The organism is Acidovorax sp. LjRoot194 (genome assembly GCF_964253015.1).
In the GTDB taxonomy this organism is placed as follows: domain Bacteria; phylum Pseudomonadota; class Gammaproteobacteria; order Burkholderiales; family Burkholderiaceae_C; genus Acidovorax.
Genome location: NZ_CAXUQB020000001.1, coordinates 1,378,999 through 1,397,906, shown reverse-complemented (window position 1 = coordinate 1,397,906; position 18,908 = coordinate 1,378,999). Strand labels below are relative to the sequence as shown.

Below are 18,908 nucleotides of genomic sequence, written 5' to 3'. Positions count from 1 at the left end.
GGAGCCCATTGCATGCACGCATCCAGCGCCCCCGACCACATCCTCAACGCCCGCTTGCCGCAGTGGCTGCTGCCCAGTGACTGGCCCCATCAAGGCGGCCAGCCCGCGCTGGCAGACCTGCACCTGGCCCAGGGCCGCGTGGCATCCACCGCGCCGCACGACCCGGCACGCGCCCTGCCCGAGGGCAGCACCTGGGACCTGGCCGGCGCCCTGGTACTGCCCGGCCTGGTGGATGCGCACACCCACCTGGACAAGGCCTTCACCCTGCCGCGCATGGGCACCGTCAAGCCCGGCCTGCTGGGCGCCATCGAGGCCATGATGGTCGACCGCCAGGGCTGGACCGAGGCCGACATCCGCGCCCGCGCCAGCCGCGCCCTGCAATGGGCGTACGAGGCGGGCACGGTGCACCTGCGCACCCACTGCGATTGGTGGGAGCCCGATGCACCACCGCTCGCCTGGAACGTGCTGCGCGCGCTGGCGCAGGAATGGGCCGGCCGCATCACGCTGGAGCGCGTGGCCCTGATCCCATTGCACCTGTACACCGAGCGCGCCACCGCCCTGCGGCTGGCCGCCACCGTGGCCGCCAGCGGCCCGGGCGCGCTGCTGGGCGGCTTCGTGCATTCCACCAACTGGGATGCACAGGCCCTGCGCCACCTGTTCGAGGCTGCGCAGCACCATGGCCTGAACGTGGACCTGCATGTGGACGAGGAACTGCACCCCGGCGCCCTGGGCCTGGCCACCACGGCCGCGCTGCTGCACGAGCTGCGTTTCGAAGGCCACGTGGTCTGCGGCCACACCTGCGCACTGGCCGCACAGGACGAGGCCACCGCCCTGGCCACGCTGGACGCCGTGGCGCAAAGCCCGATCACCCTGGTCACGCTGCCCATCACCAACCTGCTGCTGCAGGACGCGGTGACCGGCCGCACACCGCGCCAGCGCGGCATCACCCTCGTCAAGGAGGCGCGTGCGCGCGGCATCCCGGTGCTGGTCGCGAGCGACAACGTGCAGGACCCGTTCTGCCCCGTGGGCAGCTTCGACCCGCTGGAGGCCCTGGCCACCGGCGTGCTGGCCGCGCAGCTCGATGCGCCGTTCGACCGCTGGTCCGAGGCGCTGTGCCGCAGCGACTGGCTGCGCCGCGGGCCCGAGGCCCTGCCCCTGCAGCCCGGCATGCCCGCCGACCTGATCGTCTTCCAACAGGCCGATGGCTGGGGCTTTCCGTCGCGCACGCAGCAGCGCGTGGTGCTGCGCCAGGGCCGCGTCGCCGGTGGCTATGCCAGCGCGGCGTGGCATGTGGCGGGTACAACGCCGTCCCCTTCCCCCATCCCTGCACGGAGCCTTGCATGACCGCACCCACCACCCCGGGCATCGCCCAGCCCCTGGCCCGCTACGCCGCGTGGCGCCGCGCGGGCGACCTGGTGTTCCTCTCCGGGATCATCGCCGTGGACCCCGCCGCCAGCCGCATCGTGCGCGGCTATGCCGACATCCCCGACGAGGCGGCCGAGCTCATCGGCCGCACGGGCGAGTTCAGCAGCGACATCAAGGAGGGCCCCATCCTCGCGCAGAGCTGGTACGTGCTCGACCGCATCCGCCTGACCGTCGAGGCCGCAGGCGGCCAGATGTCCGACGTGTTCAAGCTGGTGCAGTACTTCAAGAACCTGGACCACTTTCCCCAGTACAGCCGCGTGCGCAAGCTGTTCTTCCCGGGCGAGCCCCCGGCGTCCACCGTGGTCGAGGTCAGCGGCATGCTGCCGACCCCGGACATCCTGATCGAAGTCGAAGCCACGGCGTACCTGCCGCTGCGCTGACCCCTCGCCCCACACCCTCCTCCTCACGAAAGCCCACCCATGCTGCACGGCTACAACCCGCCCCACCGCTACCTGCCCTACCTGAGCTGGACCGAGATCGTCGACCTGCCGGACAAGGAGAACACCGTCATCGTGCTGCCCACCGGCGCCACCGAGCAGCACGGCCCGCACCTGCCTTGCGCGGTGGACACGGTGATCAGCGCGGGCGTGGTCGGCCATGCCCTGGCGCGCCTGCCGGCCGGGGTGCCAGCGTTTGCCATGGCGTCCATCACCTACGGCAAGTCGGAGGAGCACCTGCACTTTCCCGGCACTATCACCCTCTCCGGCGAGACGCTGCTGGCCACCATGAACGAGGTGGGCGAGTCGGTCTACCGCGCAGGCTTTCGCAAGCTGCTGTTCGTCAACGGCCACGGCGGCCAGCCGCAGGTGATGGAGATGTGCGCGCGCGAACTGCGCCTGCGCCATGGCGACTTCATCGTGGTCCCGAGCTTCACCTGGCGCGTGCCGCACGTGGCGGGCAAGTACCTGTCCGATACGGAAAAGAAGCTGGCCATGCACGCCGGCCATGCCGAGACGGCGCTGATGCTGGCCCTGGCGCCCGACACCGTGCACATGGAGCGCGCGGTGGTGAACTACCCGCCTGCCTTCCCGTCGCCCCTGCTCTCGCCCGATGGCCGCCCGGCCTGCGCCTGGACCGCGCGCGACTTCGGACCCAGCGGCATCATCGGCGACCCGCTGCCGGCCACGGCCGAGCAGGGCCACGCCATCCTCGATTCGCTGGCCGTGAGCTGGGCCGCCGCCATCACCGAGCTGCACCAGCTGCGCTGGGCCCCGCGCGCCGAAGCCACCTGGGGCCGCGCCCACCACACGGGGCATGTGGAGCACGCATCCGCCCTGGCTTGAAACCTGCGAACCCAGCCGCATCCCGCCTCCCTTTTCGTCCCTTTCGTCCCTTTCGTCCCTGTTCCCCCTCCATCCCCTACCGGAGCACTGCCATGATGAAGAACACCGCCTCCCACCTTTCCCGACTTGGTGCAGCCGCGCTGCTCGCTGCGGGTGCCGCCGTCACCCTGCCGGCCCACGCGCAGGAAAAGTTCACCTACATGACCAACTGGTACGCGCAGGCCGAGCACGGCGGCTTCTACCAGGCGGTGGCCACCGGCCTGTACAAGAAGTACGGCCTGGACGTGACCATCAAGATGGGCGGCCCGCAGGTCAACATCGTGCAGATGATGGCGGCTGGACAGGCCGAGTGCGTGATGGGGTCGAGCGACCTGCAGATGATCCAGATGCGTGAAGGCGGCGTGCCCGTGACCACGGTGGCCGCGGTGTTCCAGAAAGACCCGCAGGTGCTGATCGCGCACGACGATGTGAAGAAGTTCGAGGACCTCAAAGGCAAGACCATCCTCATCGCCTCGGCCGCGCAGCGCGGCTACTGGCCATGGCTCAAGGCCAAGTACGGCTTCAGCGATTCGCAGACGCGCCCCTACACCTTCAACATCCAGCCCTTCGTGGCCGACAAGAACACCGCCCAGCAGGGCTACCTGACTTCGGAGCCGTTCGCCATCGCCAAGGCCGGCGTGAAGGCCAACACGCTGATGTTCAGCGACCAGGGCTACCCCGCCTACGCCACCACCGTGAGCTGCATGGACAAGACGCTCAAGGACCGCAGCGCCGCCGTGGCCTCGTTCGTGAAGGCATCGATGGAAGGCTGGAAGAGCTACCTGGCCGACCCGGCCCCAGCCAACGCCCTGATCAAGAAGGACAACCCCAACATGACCGACGAACAGCTGGCCTACAGCGTGGCCAAGCTCAAGGAGATGGGCATGGTGACGGGCGGCGACGCAGCCAGCATGGGCATCGGCACCATGACCGACGTGCGCGCCAAGGCGAGCTACGACTTCCTGGTGGAAGCCAAGCTCATCGACCCTGCCAAGGTGAAGCTGGCTGACACGTACAGCACGGCGTTCGTCAAGGACCTCAAGGTTCTTCCTTGACACCCCCCTGAGTCGCTTCGCGCCTTCCCCCCAGGGGGACAACGCCCTCGCTGCGGGGCGGCCCATGCTCGGCGTTCGCTGGCTTGGGCCGCGCCAGTTGCCAGCAGTTGGGGCCAGGCGCAACGCCCGCTCTCGCCGTCGCCCACATCCTCGCCCTGACACAGCGGCCAGCCTTCACCGCCGCATCCATCTAAAGGCCACTCCATGCAGTCCGCTGAGCCCACACCCGCCGACCCGGCTACGACCCACCGCGCCACGCCTGCCGTGCAGGTGCTGTCGGCCCAGAAGACCTACCCCAACGGCACGCAGGCCCTGCTGCCGGTGGACCTGACCATCGACGAGGGCGACTTCGTCACCCTGCTCGGCCCCTCGGGCTGCGGCAAGAGCACGCTGCTCAAGATGGTGGCCGGCCTGCTGGAGCCCACCGATGGCCGGCTGCAGCTATGGCACAAGCCCGTGGCGCAGCTGGACGAAAGCGGCAAGAAGATGGCCTTCGTGTTCCAGTCGCCCACGCTCATGCCCTGGGCCAGCGTGCAGACCAATGTGCGCCTGCCACTGGACCTGGCCGGTGTGCCCCGCGCCGAAGCCGACGCCCGCGTGGCCGACGCGCTGGCCCTGGTGGGGCTGTCGAAGTTTGCGAGCGCACTGCCGCGCGCCCTGTCCGGCGGCATGCAGATGCGCGTATCGATTGCGCGCGGCCTGGTCACCCAGCCCGACCTGCTGCTGATGGACGAGCCCTTTGGCGCACTGGACGAAATCACGCGCCACAAGCTCGACGCCGACCTGCTGGACCTGTGGCGCAAGAAGAAGCTCACCGTGATCTTCGTGACCCACTCGATCCACGAGGCGGTGTTCCTCTCCAGCCGCGTGGTGATGATGGCCGCGCGCCCCGGTCGCGTGGTGGAGCAGTTTCACATCGACGCACCCTACCCGCGCACCGCCGACTTCATGGTGTCGCCCGAGTTCAGCCGCTATGCCAAGCAGTTGCAGGACAGCCTGCTGCGCGCCAGCGCCAGTGCCGAAGACGCCGAGGAGACCGCAGCATGAGCACGCCCTACCCTACTGCTTCTGTCACTGGAACTGCAGCCCCCATCGCGGCACCCGCCGCTGCAGAGCGCAGCACACCCACGCGCGCACCGGCCCCTCCCAAGCTCGTCAAGCCCACCAAGCTCGCCAAGCCACGCACTCCCCTCATGGCCCAGCCGCGCGTGCAGCGCGTGGTCTACCCGCTGCTGGTGGGCCTGGTGCTGATCGCGCTGTGGCAGGGCCTGGTCACCGCGCTGGAGCTGCCGCCCTATCTGGTGCCCTCGCCATTGCTCATGCTCAAGACGCTGTTCACCGACTGGGCGGCCCTGGGCGGCTCGCTCTGGGTCACCGTCAAGATCACAGTGCTGGCGTTTGGCGTGGCCACGGTGGCCGGGGTGCTGATCTCGTTCTTGTTCGTGCAAAGCAAACGCATCGAGACCGCGCTGTTCCCGTATGCCGTGCTGCTGCAGGTCACGCCCATCGTGGCGGTGGCGCCGCTCATCATCATCTGGGTGAAGGACCCGATGGCATCGATGGTGATCTGCGCCGCGCTGGTGGCGCTGTTTCCCATCATCAGCAACACCACGCTGGGCCTGCGCAGCGTGGAGCCGGACCTGCAAAGCTACTTCAAGCTCAACCGCGCCACGCGCATGCAGACCCTGCTGCGCCTGCGCATACCGAGTGCACTGCCGTACTTCTTCGGCGGGCTGCGCATATCGAGCGGCCTGGCGCTCATCGGCGCCGTGGTGGCCGAATTCGTGGCCGGCACCGGCGGCCAGGGCGCGGGCCTGGCGTACCAGATTCTGCAAGCGGGCTTTCAGCTCAACATACCGCGCATGTTCGCTGCGCTGCTGCTGATATCGCTGACCGGGGTGGCGCTGTTCGCGCTGATGGCCTGGGGCACCAGGGTCGCGCTGGGAAGTTGGCACGCCAGCGAAAACTCGATGGATTGAGAAGCCCCCCCTGAGTCGCTGCGCGCCTTCCCCCCAGGGGGACGCCGCCCCTGCGGCGGGGCGGCCCTTGCACGGCGGCACTGGCCTGGGCCGCGCGCGTTCGACGTCTGTGGATGGCGCGTAACGCGCCGAACAACTGAGCCATCCCTTCACCGCCACTCCGCTCGTTCGCGCGCGGTGCAGGGCCCCTTTTTCCCAAACCGGCCGCCGATGGCCCAGGAGATATCGACATGACCACCACCACTGCCCACCAACTGCCCGAACAACTGCCCGGCCTGGACTGGATTGCCGACCCGCTGCGCGTGGGCCGCCTGTCGCAGGACTTTGCCTGGTTCAGCCCCGTGCTCAAGCGCGAGCTGGCCGGCAAGCGCGGCGACGTGGCCGTGCGCCCGCGCACCGAGGACGAGATCCGCCAGGTGGTGGCCGCCTGTGCACAAGCGCAGATCCCCATCACCGTGCGCGGCAGCGGCACCGGCAACTACGGGCAGAGCACGCCGCTGCAGGGCGGCGTGATCCTGGACCTGTCGGGCTACAACGGCTTTGGCTGGGTGCGCGGCGGCGTGGGCCGGGCGCAGGCGGGCATCCGCCTGTCGGACTTTGACGCGCAGGCCAAGCCCCTGGGGCAGGAGCTTCGCTGGCTGCCCTCCACCTACCGCAGCGCCACGCTGGGCGGGCTGTTCGGCGGCGGCTTTGGCGGCGCGGGGTCGATCAACCACGGCCCGCTGGCCGCGCCCGGCAACGTGCTGGCCGTGCGCGCCATGACGGTGGAGCCCGAGCCGCAGATCATCGAATTGCGCGGCCCGGAGGCCATGCTGCTGCACCACACCTACGGCACCAACGGCATCGTGCTGGAGTTGGAGGTGGCGCTGACCCCCACCGTGGCGTGGACGGAGTGCATCGTCACCTTCACCGACTTCGACACCGCACTCGACTTTGCCGACCGCTTCGGCGCCGCGCCGGGGCTGGAGAAGAAAGAGGTGTGCTTTCTGGCAGCACCCATCCCCGCGTACTTCACCAGCCTGGCCGAGCACCTGCCCGCGGGCTGTCACGCGGTGATGCTGCTGGTGGCCCCGCACTCCGAAGACGGCATGCGCGACATGGCTGCCAAATACGGCGGCACCGTCAGCTACCGCAAGACCGCCGAAGAGGTGGACAAGAGCCACAAGACCTTGCTCGAATACACCTGGAACCACACCACCCTGCACGCGCTGAAGGTGGACAAATCGCTCACCTACATCCAGAGCGGCTTTACCCCCGCCACCCGGCTGGACCAGGTGAAGGCGCTGGAAAAGGCGCTGGGCGGCGAGGTGATGATGCACCTGGAGTTCCTGCGCACCAAGGAAGGCGCCTTCAACTGCAGCGGGCTGCAGCTGATCCGCTACAGCACCGAAGAGCGCCTGAACCAGATCATGCAGATCTACCGCGACCACGGCGTGCAGATCAACAACCCGCACGTCTACATCGTGGAAGACGGCAAACAGAACCACCTGGACCCCGCCGTGGTGGACATGAAGCGCCGCTTCGACCCGCAGGGCCTGCTCAACCCCGGCAAGCTGCGCAGCTGGTATGCGGCTGAGGAGGCCACACCTGTGCAAGCGCCGGAACGCCAGACGGCCTGAGGCTGTCGCTAAAGTTGCTGCAGTTGCCGCAGTTGCCGCAGTTGTCCATTGGCCTCGCTCGCCCTGGCACGCTGCGGGCAGGGCGTGGGCCCACCGCACACTGTGGGCCGAACATTCGACGGCGCCACACGCCGCCACACTTCGCCACACCGCCATGCACAGCTACACGACCCAAAATAGCCCCTACCGCGCACCCACAGGGCATAATTAGCTACTCATTTAATAGCAGACAACCCACCCATGCCCTGGCACGCCCGCCTGCAGCTCGACTACACGGCAGACACCCAACCCGCCCGCACTGTGGCGCGGTACGAGCACAACGGCCCGCTGCGCATTCTGCAAAGCCTGTACCCCGAGGGCGACGCCATCTGCCACAACGTGCTGGTGCACCCGCCCGGCGGCCTGGTGGGCGGCGACACGCTGGACATCTCCGCCACGGTCGGCCCGGGAGCACATGGCCTGGTCACCACACCGGGTGCCACGCGCTTTTACCGGTCCACCGGCCCGCAGGCCTTGCAGCGCAGCCACCTGAGCGTGGCCGACGGAGGCCGGCTGGAATGGCTGCCGCTGGAGGCCCTGTGCTACAGCGCCTGCAACGCCGAAAACCACCTCACGCTGAACCTCGCCCCCGGCGCCGAATGCATGGGCTGGGACGTGACCGCGCTCGGCCTGCCGCACGCCGGCCAGCCCTTCGAGCAAGGCCGTTTTGTGCAGCACCTGGAGGTGCCCGGCCTGTGGCTGGAGCGCGGCGTGATCGATGCGGCCGACAAGCGCCTGTTGCAAAGCCCGTTGGGCCTGGCAGGCCACAAGTGCCTCGCCAGCTTGTTCTTCGCCGCCGGAGGCGCGCTGGACCGCAATCGCCGCGACGCCGCGCTGGACGCCGCCCGGGCCGTGATCGATCAGCATCCGCATGTGAAAGCCACCGCAGGCGCCACCAGCCCCAACCCGCAGATGGTGGTGGTGCGCGTCCTGGCTCCGCAGGTGGAGCCCGCGATGAAGCTGCTCAAGGCGGTGCGGGTGGCGTGGAGGAAGCAGTTGTGGGAACTGGCGGGGGATGCGCCCCGGATCTGGGCGATGTAGGGGTGGGCCTGCGCCGGTCTCGCCAACCGATGACAGCCAGAGCCAACCAGAACCAACCACGAGTGGACAGAAACTCTGGGCACCTGTCGAGCTGGCAGCGCGTCGGAGCCGGCCCGCGCCTGACCTTCTCTCGCAGGGACCCGACGCAATTTCTTTTCTGCTGTGTCGATTTCGGACCGTCAGCTTCGTCGTCAGTGCATCAACCCTCTGAAAGCAACTCCATGAAATACCTGGGCCTCGCCTACTTCACCCCCGAAAAATTCGCAGCCATGGCGCCCGACGACGTCAAGGCATTGGTCACCCAGTGCCCGCCCCTGGACGAGAAGATGCGCGCCACCGGCAAGGTCCTGGTGTCCGCGTCGCTTGGCGATCTGGACCAGTGGGTGACACTGCGCCCGCACAGCGGCAAGACGCGCATCAGCGATGGCCCCTACACCGAGTCGAAGGAAGTGGTCGGCGGCCTGTTCATCATCGAGGCGGAAAGCCGCGAAGAGGCCGTGCGCATCGCGTCGATGCACCCCGCGGCCACGCTGGGTGAACAAGGGGGATGGGCGGTCGAGCTGATTCCGATGGATTTCTACCTGGGCGGCTAGACCCGCCTACCGGCCTGTCGGCGACTCCAGCGGGGACTCCACACCCGGCGACAACTTGGCCGCCAGCAAATTGGCGGTGTACCTCAAGCGCTCGATATCGGCATCGGGCTGCACGCCGCGGCTGAAGCAGCACAGGGTGCCGTAAAGCTCGCCGCCGGGCAGGCGCACAGGGGTGCTCAGGTGGGTGCCGATGGGGAACCCGGGGTCGGGCACCTTGCCCGCTTCGATCAAGGGTTTGGCGTTCTCGATGGTCTCGGGCAGGCGGCCTTCGACCACGTACTGGCACCAGCTTTCTTCCACCGGGTCGGACATGCCGGCGTGGATGGGTGAGAAGTCCGGCGTGCTGTCCACCACCTCGATGGTTCGGCGACCATTGGCGATCTGGGACACAAAAGCGACGTCCATGCCCAGTCGGGTGCGCAGCAGTTTCAAGACGGTGGCGACCACGGCGGGCAGTTCGGGGTCGGCAGAGTCGCTGGTGGCGACCAGCAGTTCCGAGATGGTGACGTCCAGGTCGTCGGGGTTGTAGTCGAGAAAATGCATACCCACCAGTCTAATCCGCGACCGGTGAGGATGGCAGTAAGCAGACGTGTAGATTCGGTATCGAATCGAACACGCCTGCTGACCTGCTGACCTGCTGACCTGCTGACCTGCTGACCTGCTGACCTGCTGACCTGCTGACTCACTGGCACACAGGCACGGCGGGTATCCAGCAGCCGCCGCTCAGGCCGCAGCGGTGGCCGGCGCAGGCGCCGCAGGCACCTTCAGCAAACCATCGGCCTTGAACATGGCACGGATGCCGCGCACCGCCTGGCGGATGCGGGCCTCGTTCTCGATGAGGGCGAAGCGCACGTATTCATCCCCCTGGTCGCCGAAACCGATACCGGGCGAGACGCAGACCTTGGCCTTGTCGAGCAGCTGGCGCGCGAATTCGAGCGAGCCCAGGGCGCGGTAGGGTTCAGGGAGGCGGGCCCAGATGTACATGCTGGCCTTGGGGCAGTCCACGGCCCAGCCGGCTTCGGTCAGGCCCTTGAACAGCACATCGCGGCGGCGCTGGTACTGGGCGGCGATGTCTTTCACGCACTGCTGGTCGCCCTCCAGCGCGGCGATGGCTGCGACCTGCAGGGGGGTGAAGGTGCCGTAGTCGTGGTAGCTCTTGATGCGGGCCAGCGCAGCCACGAGGTCAGGGTTGCCCACCATGAAGCCCACGCGCCAGCCGGCCATGTTGTAGCTTTTGGAGAGGGTGAAGAACTCCACCGCCACGTCCTTGGCACCGGGCACTTCCATGATGCTGGGGGCGCGGTAGCCGTCGTACACGATGTCGGCGTAGGCCAGGTCGTGCACCACCAGGATGTCGTGCTTCTTGGCCAGGGCGATCACGCGCTCGAAGAAGCTCAGCTCCACGCACTGCGCGGTGGGGTTGCTCGGAAAGCCGAAGATCATCATCTTGGGCTTGGGGTAGCTGCCGCGGATGGCTTTTTCCAGCTCGGCAAAAAAGTCGACGTCGGGCGCCACGGGCACGCTGCGGATGTCGGCCCCGGCGATCACCGCGCCGTAGATGTGGATGGGGTAGCTCGGGTCGGGCACGAGCACGGTGTCGCCGCGGTCCAGGGTGGCCAGCATCAGGTGGGCCAGGCCCTCCTTGGAGCCGATGGTGACGATGGCCTCGGTGTCGGGGTTGATGTCGACCGCATACCGGTCCTTGTACCAGTGGCTGATGGCGCGGCGCAGGCGGGGGATGCCCTTGCTGGCGCTGTAGCCGTGGGTGTCGGGCCGCTGGGCCACTTCGGTGAGCTTGGCCACGATGTGCGGCGGGGTCGCGCCATCGGGGTTGCCCATGCTCATGTCGATGATGTCTTCGCCACGGCGGCGGGCGGCCAGCTTGAGCTCGGCCGTGATGTTGAAGACGTAGGGGGGAAGGCGATCAATGCGCGCAAAGCGGCGCTTGCCCTGAGAAGCAGACATGCTGGTGAACTTTCACGTAAGCGCCCGGAACCGTCCGAGCGACGTGGCCAACAATGGGGTTGGCCCGCGTTCACTGTAATGCAGAACGCGGCGTTCGCCGCGCCCGACGCGGTGGTGTCGCACCGCCGCTACGCTCAGGCGTTGCGGTCTGCCGTGGCGCGCTGCGTGCTCCGTTCGGACGACAGCGCCAAGGCAAAGATGCCCACGCCACACAGTCCCAGCACCACGCCCACCCAGCCGGTGGACGTCCAGCCCAGGCCGGCCGCGATGGACACACCGCCCAGCCACGCGCCCAGCGCATTGGCGGCGTTGAAGGCCGAGTGGTTGAGCGCCGCCGCCAGGGTCTGCGCGTCGCCGGCCACATCCATGAGCCGGATCTGCAAGGCCGGGCCGATGGCGACCACCGTGCCGAGCAGAAAGGTCGCCACCGCCGCGCTGACGGGGTGGTGCGCAGCAGGCACGAACAGCGCCATGACCGCGATGGACCACAGCAGCACCTTGCCGATGGCGGGCATGAGCGCCTTGTCGGCCATGCGCGAGCCGACGATGTTGCCTGCCACCATGCCCAGGCCGAACAGCGACAGCACGAAGGGCATGAGCGCAGGGGGCATGCCGGCCACCTCCAGCAGCGTGGGCTTGATGTAGCTGAACACCGCGAACATGCCGCCGAAACCGATGGCGCCGATGCCCAGCGTGAACCACACCTGCTTGCGCGCCAGGGCGCCCAGCTCGCGCAGCGGACTGGCGCCGTGCGATGCGGGCATGTCGGGCACCCACAGGCGCACCATGGCCACGGCGGCCAGGGCGATCAGCCCCACAAAGACAAACGCCGCGCGCCAGCCGAAATACTCGCCCAGCGCCGCCGCAATGGGCACGCCCACCAGCGTGGCTGTGGTCAGCCCCAGCATCACCCAGCCCACCGCGCGCGCACGGCGCCCGGGCGGTGCCAGGGCCGCGGCGACGAGCGCCGCCACGCCGAAATAGGTGCCGTGCGGCAGGCCGGTGAACAGGCGCATGGCGCTGAGCGACAGGTAGCCCGGCGCCAGGGCCGATGCGAAGTTGCCCAGTGCATACACCACCATCAGCGCCATCAGCAGCGTGCGGCGCCCCCAGTGGGCGCACAGCACGGCCAGCACCGGCGCACCCACCACCACGCCCAGCGCATAGGCGCTGATGACGTGGCCGGCCTGCGGAATGGTGACGTCGATGTCGCGCGCCACCTCGGGCAGCAGGCCCATGATGACGAATTCACCCGTGCCGATGGAAAAGCCGCCCACCCCCAGGGCCAGCACGGCCCGCACCAGGGTGCGGTCGTCGGTGGGGGTGTGGGCGATGGGCGGCTCGGAAGACGCGGGGGATGGGGGAGACAAAGGCGCGGTCATGGCTGGCGGCAGCAAGCGAACGCCCCGCCTTCACCCGATGGGCCAGCGCGGGACGTACAACGAATACAGGGGATGGAGGGAGAAACCGAGTTACAGGGGTAAACCCGATTTCCGTAACCATAGCATTCTCTGCGCGAACATGCAGGTCTGGGGACATGTGTAACCTGTGCGAACACGCCGAACAGCAGGCACTGCTAGGCTGGCGGTAAGCCTGCAGACCCTTGGCTTTGCGCCCAACGCAGGCATTGCAGGCATCGCAAGCACTGCTGGCGACGCCTGCGCTGCCGGCAAGTTCATCACGACGCCCCACCCTGAACGAAAGACCTTCCATGACATCGACTGCAGGAACCGCCGACAGCATTGCCTCCACCGTCAAGGTACTGGCCTTCGACATCTTCGGCACGGTGGTGGACTGGCACGGCAGCATCGTGCGCGAGATGCAGGTGCTGTACCCCGCGGTGGACGGCGATGCGTTCGCGCTGGCCTGGCGCGCGGGCTACCAGCCGGCCATGGCCCGGGTGATGCGGGGCGAGCAGGGCTGGACGCTGATCGACGACCTGCACCGCAGCATCCTCGACGAGATCCTGCCGCGCTTTGGCCTTGAGCATCTGTCCGAGGTGGAGCGCCGCCACCTCAACCGGGTGTGGCACCGGCTGGATGCCTGGCCCGACAGCGTGGAAGGCCTCAAGCGCCTGAAGACGCGCTTCATCATCACCACGCTGTCCAACGGCAACATCGGCCTGTTGACCCACATGGCCAAACGCGCCGGCCTGCCCTGGGACTGCGTGCTGAGTGCCGAGGTTTTCCGCGCCTACAAGCCCGACCCGGCCGCCTACCTGGGTGTGGCGCGGGTGTTCGACGCCGCTCCGTCGCAGGTGGCACTGGTCGCCACGCACCACGACGACCTGGCCGCTGCGCGCGGCTGCGGGCTGCGCACGGCCTACATCGAGCGTCCGCACGAACTGGGCGCGGCCCGCCCCAAGGACGGAACGCCGCAGCCCGGCAACGACCTGCACACCACCGACCTCATCGACCTGGCGCGGACGCTGGGCTGCTGAGCCGAAGAGAGCGCGGCCGCGGCCCGGTTGCGGGTCAGTGCACTACCAGCAGCTGCACGAACATCTGCACCTTGGCATGGCATTCGTCGCTGATGGAGGTGAACTCCAGCCCCGCCACCCACTCGTCGCCCTCCTGCTTGACGGTGATGACCCGGGCGTACACGTCGGCCACGCGGTAGTCCACCAGCGGCAGCTCGAACTCGAGCTTGATCTCGCTGTGCGCCTCCAGCGGCTCGATCAACTCCACCAGCAGGCCGTGGTAGCCGATGTCGCGGATGGCGCCGTGCACGATGTGGGGCACGACGATCTTGTCCTGCATGCGCTGGCACAGGCACGGCAGGCGCGCATCCACCCGGTGGCTGCGGCGAAACTCCTGGCGCGGCACCTTGAGCTTGTGCGACGGGATCGCGATCAGCTCGCGCAGGCTGACCGGCTGCGTGCGGCCTTTGACGTGCACCTGCATCGGCGCCGACGCCGACACGAGGCCCCAGCAGCGCTGGTAGGTTGTGTCGCTGATGAGCACCTGGCCGCGCAGGCTCAGCGCCTCGATGCGCGATGCCAGATTGACCGCCTCACCGATCACGGTGTACTCGGAATACACGTCGGAGCCGAAGCGGCCGGCCATCACCGTGCCGGTGTTCACGCCGATGCCGAGGAAGACCTCCGGCAGACGCTCGCGCAGGTGGGCGAGGTTCAGCTCGCGCATGGCGATCTGCATCTCCACCGCGCACAGCAGCGCGCGGTCCACATCGTCGTCGCTGGCCACCGGCGCGCCGAACAGCACCATGATGGAGTCGCCCATGAACTTGTCGATGCTGCCCCGGTACTTGAACACCACCTCGCTCAGGCGCGACAGGCAGCGATTGAGCGCCGCGATGACCACCGCCGCTGGCTGCGACCCCGACAGCGCGGTGAAGCCGCGCAGGTCGGCCAACAAGATGGTGACCTCGCGCGGCGCGGCCTCCACGCCTTCGGTGGCGGCGCCCTGCGGCGACTCGGTGCCGCGCAAGATGGCGGCGACCTCGGCCTGCGCGGCGTCGCTCAGTGGCGTGCCGGTTTCGCGTTCGATCAGCGCCTGCAGGCGGCGCAGCGCATCGTGGTTGAATTCTTTGTGCATGGAAGGCCGTGAAGCAGCAAGTACCGCAGGCCGCCTGCAACCCTCCGTCGCACGGTCAACCCACCTGCCAGCCAGAATAGGCGCGGGCCCGGGGGCGGTCAACCCGGTGAAACCTGTCCGGGCATATCCGCCACAGCGCTGGCAACGCCAGAATCTTGTTGATTTTGATGCCTACCGCTTGCTGGCAAAGCGCCACCAGCTACAAAAAACATAGCATTCGCAATACCGGCCATGCCGGGCCATCGCCTGGTGCCCGGTCAGGTCGCGCTGACCCGCAGCACGCGCTGGAACTCGCCCGACGCCGCGTCGTAGTCCCACCGGGCCGCGTAGCGCGCCCAGCCACCCGCCACCTCGCCAGAGACCTCCACCGTCAGCACGACCAGGCTGTTCGGGCAGCCGTGGCGCAACCGGTGGGATACGGCCGTGCCGGCGTGGCTGGCCCAGAGGCCGGGCATGGGGTTAAGCAGCGCGGGCTGGTGGGCATGGCCCGACAGGAGCATCTGCGCGCCGGCAGATCGCCAGCGCTGAAGTGCCTCGTCCGCGCGCGAGGGGCGGTGGGCCCGGTCGGCCGCGTCGCGCGCCACCAGCGGGTGGTGGCTGGCCACGATGCGCCAGGCGTCCGGCGGCGCACGCGCCAGCAGGTCAGCCACATGCTGGATCTGCGCCGACGACAGGCTGCCGCGCTCGTGCCGCCAGGCGCGGGTCGTATTCACGCCCACCACATAGAAAGCACCGGCCTGCCGCACGGGCTCGTAGTCCAGGCCGAACTGGGTGGAAAACCGCTCGTACGACCGGCCCCAGCGCATCCACCACGCAAACAGCGGCAGGTCATGGTTGCCGGCCAGCACCAGCGTGCAGCGCGCGTGCAGGCCTTGCACAAAGCGCGCAGCTTGCTCGAACTGGGTAGCCGTGGCGCGCTGCGTGAGGTCACCCGACACTACCGCCATCGACACGCCCAGCCGCTGCGCCAGTCGCAACGCCGCATCGCACACCGCCGGGTCGTGCGCACCAAAATGCAGGTCCGACAGGTGCATCAGGACGGTCATCGTCGCATCCTGCACGGGGTGGGGGCATCGCGCCGCGCCGGGTGGTTCGTCATCCTCATGCGGGCAGCAGGCCTTGGCCTTCAGGGTCGGAGGCGGGTGCGGGTGCCTCGTCGCTGTCACCCAGGCCCGGCACAATCGCCGCGGCTACGGCGGCAAGGCTGGCCACCGCAGTGGCTGCTGTCAGCGGCGGCTCGTCGCGCACCAGGGGCGACGGCGCCACCAGCCACAGCGGCCGTGCGCCGATGCTGAACTGCAGCGGCGGCACCATCCATTCGCGCTCGCCGTCAAACGCCACCTTGACCTGCGGCGGGCGCCAGCTGGCGGGCGATACCGCCAGCTCGGAGCACGCCAGGCTGACCACCGCACTGTCCTTGCCCAGCTGTCCGGTGGCCGCATTCCACACCGTGCGCGCCACGGCCCAGCGGCCCTGGGGCTGCAGCATCACCACGCCCAGCATGCCGCCGTCGGCCACCAGTTTAGCCTCGGCCAAACCCATGCGGTCGAGCTGCAGGGGGTTGTTACCCACGAAGAGCGTAGTGACCAGATGCTCTTGCTGGCTGGACTGCGCCCCTTGGTGAGTCTTCATCACCACGCGCCAGCGGCGACCGGCGGACGGGCGGAACATGCTCCACACCGCCGATGCCACGGCCACCATGCGCGACCGGCCGAATCGGCGCGACGCCTTTTCGCGCTCTGCCAGCAGCTTGGGATACAGGCCCACGCTGGCGTTGACCAGGAACAGGCGCTGGTTCACAAAGCCCACCTGCACCGGGCGCATGTCGCCAGAGTCCAGCGCCTTGAGGAGATCCTGCACCGCCACTTCCGGGTCCAGCGCCAGGCCGTGCTCGCGGGCAAAGTAGTTGAAGGTGCCCATGGGCAGCACACCCATCGGCACGCCGGCGCGCAAGGCAGCAGCGGCCACGGCGTTGATCGTGCCGTCGCCACCAGCGGCCACCACCAGCCCGCCGTCCTGGCGGGCCGCCTCGGCCGCGTCGTGCGCCAGCTGGACGATATCGGCCCGCTCACGCGGCACATGCCACACCACATCGTGGCTCTGCAGTGCGCTCACCCCTTCGAGCTTGGCCCGCAGCAGGTCGAAGTCCGCCCCCGGGCGCTTGGGCACCACCAGGTGGATGGGGCCGCGCGGCGTGGTGGGTACGGAGCTGTCGGAGGGTGTCATGGGCCAATGTGCAAATCAAAAGGTGGCGGCAGAACATCAAAACGCCGGTGTGTCGGCACCGGGCGCTTTTCTGCCATGGAGCGATGGTGCCCAGGCTGCCTCAGGCACGCAGCCGGTAGCAATGCCTTCGCCATGTCAGTGCTCGCCGACAGCAACGCGGGGCAGCCGCACAGGCAGTATGGGCGCGCTGCCATACACCCACGCCCACACGGGCTGCTGCAAAGTCCTGTACAAATGCCCGCTTTGCGCCGACGCGGCCGCCTTGGTAAACACGGAAAGGAAGACCACCTTCATGACGGAACTGGATGCAGCCAACCTGGGCGCCCTGCTGGCGCAACACCCGCTCGGCTGGTGGGCCGCAGGCATGGCTCTGTCGTCGTTGGCGGGCTGGGGCTGCCTGTGCGGCCTGCGCACCCTGCGGCGGGCCGGCCCGCCGCTGCGCCAGTGGGTGCCCGCGCAGGCACGCTGGGTGCTGGTGGCGGCCATGGCGGCGAGTGCGGGCGTGCTGGTGGCAGCCGGCGCGGTGATGGCAGAGCTGGCCGAAAGCGGCCACCCCGGCGGCAAGTGGGGCGCGCTGGATGACGCCCTGGCCGCAGGCCTGCTGGCGCACGCCGATGTCGCGGTGCTGCAGTGGTTTGCCACGGTGACCCACCTGGGTGACAGCTGGGCGCTGGCGGTGCTGACAGTGCTGGTCACCGCGCTGCTGTGGTGGCGCGGACACCGCCTGATGGCCACCGGCTGGCTGGTGGCCATGGCCGGCAACGGCGCGCTGACGCGCATCCTCAAAAGCCTTTTCGAGCGCGTGCGGCCCGAGCACGTGCACGGCATCGCACAGGCCGACGGCTACAGCTTTCCCAGCGGGCACAGCAGCGCATCGATGATGGCGTACGCCATGCTGGCCTACCTGGCCACCCGCCTGCTGCCCCGCCCGTGGCACCTGCCCGCCGCCCTGCTGGCCGGCGCCGCGGTCTTCACCACCGGATGGAGCCGCGTGGTGCTGCAGGTGCACTACGCCAGCGACGTGCTGGCCGGCTGGCTGCTGGCCGGCACGTGGATGGTGTGCACCGTGCTCGTGATGGAGAGCGTGTCGCGCTGGCGCGGCTCGGCAGCCCCCGCCACCGAGCAGGCCTGACGGACGCTTCAGGGCCAGCTCGGCACCTGTCCCGCTCAACGCACGCCGGGCATTGTGCGCGTTTTCAGATCGCCACGAGGTTGCGGATGCCCTTGGCTTCCATCTCGCTGCCCGGCCCGCGGGCGATGACTTCGCCACGCTCCATCACGAGGTACTCGTCGGCCAGTTCCTGAGCGAAGTCGTAGTACTGCTCGCACAGCAGGATGGCCATCTCGCCTTTGTCGGCCAGCATGCGGATCACGCGGCCGATGTCCTTGATGATGCTGGGCTGGATGCCTTCGGTGGGCTCGTCCAGGATGAGCAGGCGCGGGCCGGGTGCGAGGGCGCGGGCGATGGCGAGCTGCTGCTGCTGCCCACCCGAGAGGTCGCCGCCGCGGCGGTGGAGCATCTGCTTGAGCACGGGGAACAGGTCGTACAGGTGCGGGGGTATGGGGGTGGAGCCGCTCTTGTAGGCCAGGCCCATGCGCAGGTTTTCTTCCACCGTGAGGCGGCCGAAGATTTCGCGGCCCTGGGGGACGAAGCCGATGCCGGCGCGGGCGCGGTCGTAGGGGGTGGTTTTGTCGATGGGTTGGCCGTCGAAGGTGATGGCGCCGCTTTTGATGGGGACCAGGCCCATGAGGCTTTTGAGCAGCGTGGTCTTGCCGACGCCGTTGCGGCCGAGGAGGACGGTGACTTTGCCGGGGGCGGCGGTGAGGCTCACGTCGCGCAGGATGTGGGAGCCGCCGTAGTACTGGTTGATGTTTTGGACGGTGAGCATTTTTGGTGAGCCTGGTTGGTGTCTAGCGCTTGGTCATCGGGCGCTATTAGCTATTTTTTTGATAGCGGTTCGAGCGCGGGAGTTCTGAGGGGCTGTGTTGTATTGCGGGGACTGAGTTTGTTGAAGTCTCTGTGCCACCCAGAACCGCTCGGGCTGAGCTTGTCGAAGCCTTGCCCGTCCGCCCCCACCACCCGTTCG

The 18,908-nt window shown here is 68.5% G+C and carries 18 protein-coding genes; 11 read left to right on the top strand and 7 right to left on the bottom strand.

All coding sequences use genetic code 11. The features are described 5' to 3' along the window. The first annotated feature begins 12 nt into the window (after positions 1-12). From ACSQ3N_RS06425 to ACSQ3N_RS06385, 9 genes are all read left to right on the top strand, one after another. Positions 13-1,344 carry an amidohydrolase family protein gene (locus tag ACSQ3N_RS06425; RefSeq protein WP_436145884.1) on the top strand — a complete coding sequence of 444 codons (1,332 nt, stop codon included), beginning with the start codon at positions 13-15 and terminating at the stop codon, positions 1,342-1,344. Beyond that, positions 1,341-1,805, top strand: coding sequence for a RidA family protein (locus ACSQ3N_RS06420; RefSeq protein ID WP_436145883.1), 465 nt, complete (start codon positions 1,341-1,343; stop codon positions 1,803-1,805). The genes ACSQ3N_RS06425 and ACSQ3N_RS06420 overlap by 4 nt, the downstream gene beginning before the upstream one ends. Positions 1,806-1,844: 39 nt before the next feature. Then, positions 1,845-2,708: a creatininase family protein gene (locus tag ACSQ3N_RS06415; RefSeq protein WP_436145882.1), complete on the top strand. Its 864-nt coding sequence runs from the start codon at positions 1,845-1,847 to the stop codon at positions 2,706-2,708. Between the two features lie 95 nt (positions 2,709-2,803). Beyond that, positions 2,804-3,802, top strand: a complete 999-nt coding sequence (locus ACSQ3N_RS06410; RefSeq protein WP_436147927.1) for an ABC transporter substrate-binding protein — start codon at positions 2,804-2,806, stop codon at positions 3,800-3,802. A gap of 204 nt (positions 3,803-4,006) precedes the next feature. Next, the gene (locus tag ACSQ3N_RS06405) at positions 4,007-4,849 is read left to right on the top strand and encodes an ABC transporter ATP-binding protein (protein WP_436145881.1); all 843 of its coding nucleotides are present in this window, start codon (positions 4,007-4,009) and stop codon (positions 4,847-4,849) included. Further along, complete coding sequence (locus tag ACSQ3N_RS06400) at positions 4,846-5,781, top strand: ABC transporter permease (protein WP_082516671.1); 936 nt, start codon at positions 4,846-4,848, stop codon at positions 5,779-5,781. Before ACSQ3N_RS06405 ends, ACSQ3N_RS06400 begins: the two co-directional genes overlap by 4 nt. Before the next feature lie 230 nt (positions 5,782-6,011). After that, positions 6,012-7,400: an FAD-binding oxidoreductase gene (locus ACSQ3N_RS06395; protein WP_436145880.1), complete on the top strand. Its 1,389-nt coding sequence runs from the start codon at positions 6,012-6,014 to the stop codon at positions 7,398-7,400. 240 nt (positions 7,401-7,640) lie between these two features. Further along, the gene (locus ACSQ3N_RS06390) at positions 7,641-8,480 is read left to right on the top strand and encodes an urease accessory protein UreD (protein WP_436145879.1); all 840 of its coding nucleotides are present in this window, start codon (positions 7,641-7,643) and stop codon (positions 8,478-8,480) included. A 221-nt stretch (positions 8,481-8,701) separates the two neighbouring features. Beyond that, entirely contained in the window at positions 8,702-9,073 is a 372-nt protein-coding gene (locus ACSQ3N_RS06385; protein ID WP_436145878.1) for a YciI family protein, read from the top strand. A gap of 6 nt (positions 9,074-9,079) precedes the next feature. Here ACSQ3N_RS06385 and ACSQ3N_RS06380 read toward each other — a convergent pair whose 3' ends face one another. From ACSQ3N_RS06380 to ACSQ3N_RS06370, 3 genes are all read right to left on the bottom strand, one after another. Continuing rightward, positions 9,080-9,616, bottom strand: coding sequence for a GAF domain-containing protein (locus tag ACSQ3N_RS06380; protein WP_436145877.1), 537 nt, complete (start codon positions 9,614-9,616; stop codon positions 9,080-9,082). A gap of 180 nt (positions 9,617-9,796) precedes the next feature. After that, the gene (alaC, locus tag ACSQ3N_RS06375; protein WP_436145876.1) at positions 9,797-11,038 is read right to left on the bottom strand and encodes an alanine transaminase; all 1,242 of its coding nucleotides are present in this window, start codon (positions 11,036-11,038) and stop codon (positions 9,797-9,799) included. A gap of 134 nt (positions 11,039-11,172) precedes the next feature. After that, a complete protein-coding gene (locus ACSQ3N_RS06370; RefSeq protein WP_436145875.1) occupies positions 11,173-12,420 on the bottom strand; it encodes an MFS transporter in 1,248 nt (415 codons plus the stop codon). A gap of 329 nt (positions 12,421-12,749) precedes the next feature. On the opposite strand from ACSQ3N_RS06370, the gene ACSQ3N_RS06365 reads away from it, so the two are divergent. Further along, entirely contained in the window at positions 12,750-13,478 is a 729-nt protein-coding gene (locus tag ACSQ3N_RS06365) for a haloacid dehalogenase type II (RefSeq protein ID WP_436145874.1), read from the top strand. A gap of 34 nt (positions 13,479-13,512) precedes the next feature. Here ACSQ3N_RS06365 and ACSQ3N_RS06360 read toward each other — a convergent pair whose 3' ends face one another. The 3 genes from ACSQ3N_RS06360 to ACSQ3N_RS06350 all read right to left on the bottom strand — a co-directional run bounded on the left by ACSQ3N_RS06360 (position 13,513) and on the right by ACSQ3N_RS06350 (position 16,821). Further along, positions 13,513-14,595, bottom strand: coding sequence for an adenylate/guanylate cyclase domain-containing protein (locus ACSQ3N_RS06360; protein ID WP_436145873.1), 1,083 nt, complete (start codon positions 14,593-14,595; stop codon positions 13,513-13,515). A gap of 257 nt (positions 14,596-14,852) precedes the next feature. Further along, the gene (locus tag ACSQ3N_RS06355) at positions 14,853-15,641 is read right to left on the bottom strand and encodes a metallophosphoesterase family protein (RefSeq protein WP_436145872.1); all 789 of its coding nucleotides are present in this window, start codon (positions 15,639-15,641) and stop codon (positions 14,853-14,855) included. 55 nt (positions 15,642-15,696) lie between these two features. Beyond that, the gene (locus ACSQ3N_RS06350) at positions 15,697-16,821 is read right to left on the bottom strand and encodes a diacylglycerol/lipid kinase family protein (protein ID WP_056161472.1); all 1,125 of its coding nucleotides are present in this window, start codon (positions 16,819-16,821) and stop codon (positions 15,697-15,699) included. A 292-nt stretch (positions 16,822-17,113) separates the two neighbouring features. Here ACSQ3N_RS06350 and ACSQ3N_RS06345 point away from each other — a divergent pair, with 292 nt between their 5' ends. After that, the gene (locus tag ACSQ3N_RS06345; RefSeq protein ID WP_436145871.1) at positions 17,114-17,953 is read left to right on the top strand and encodes a phosphatase PAP2 family protein; all 840 of its coding nucleotides are present in this window, start codon (positions 17,114-17,116) and stop codon (positions 17,951-17,953) included. 64 nt (positions 17,954-18,017) lie between these two features. On the opposite strand, the gene urtE is transcribed toward ACSQ3N_RS06345, so the two are convergent. Continuing rightward, positions 18,018-18,710, bottom strand: a complete 693-nt coding sequence (gene urtE / locus ACSQ3N_RS06340) for an urea ABC transporter ATP-binding subunit UrtE (RefSeq protein ID WP_436145870.1) — start codon at positions 18,708-18,710, stop codon at positions 18,018-18,020. Positions 18,711-18,908 lie beyond the last annotated feature (198 nt).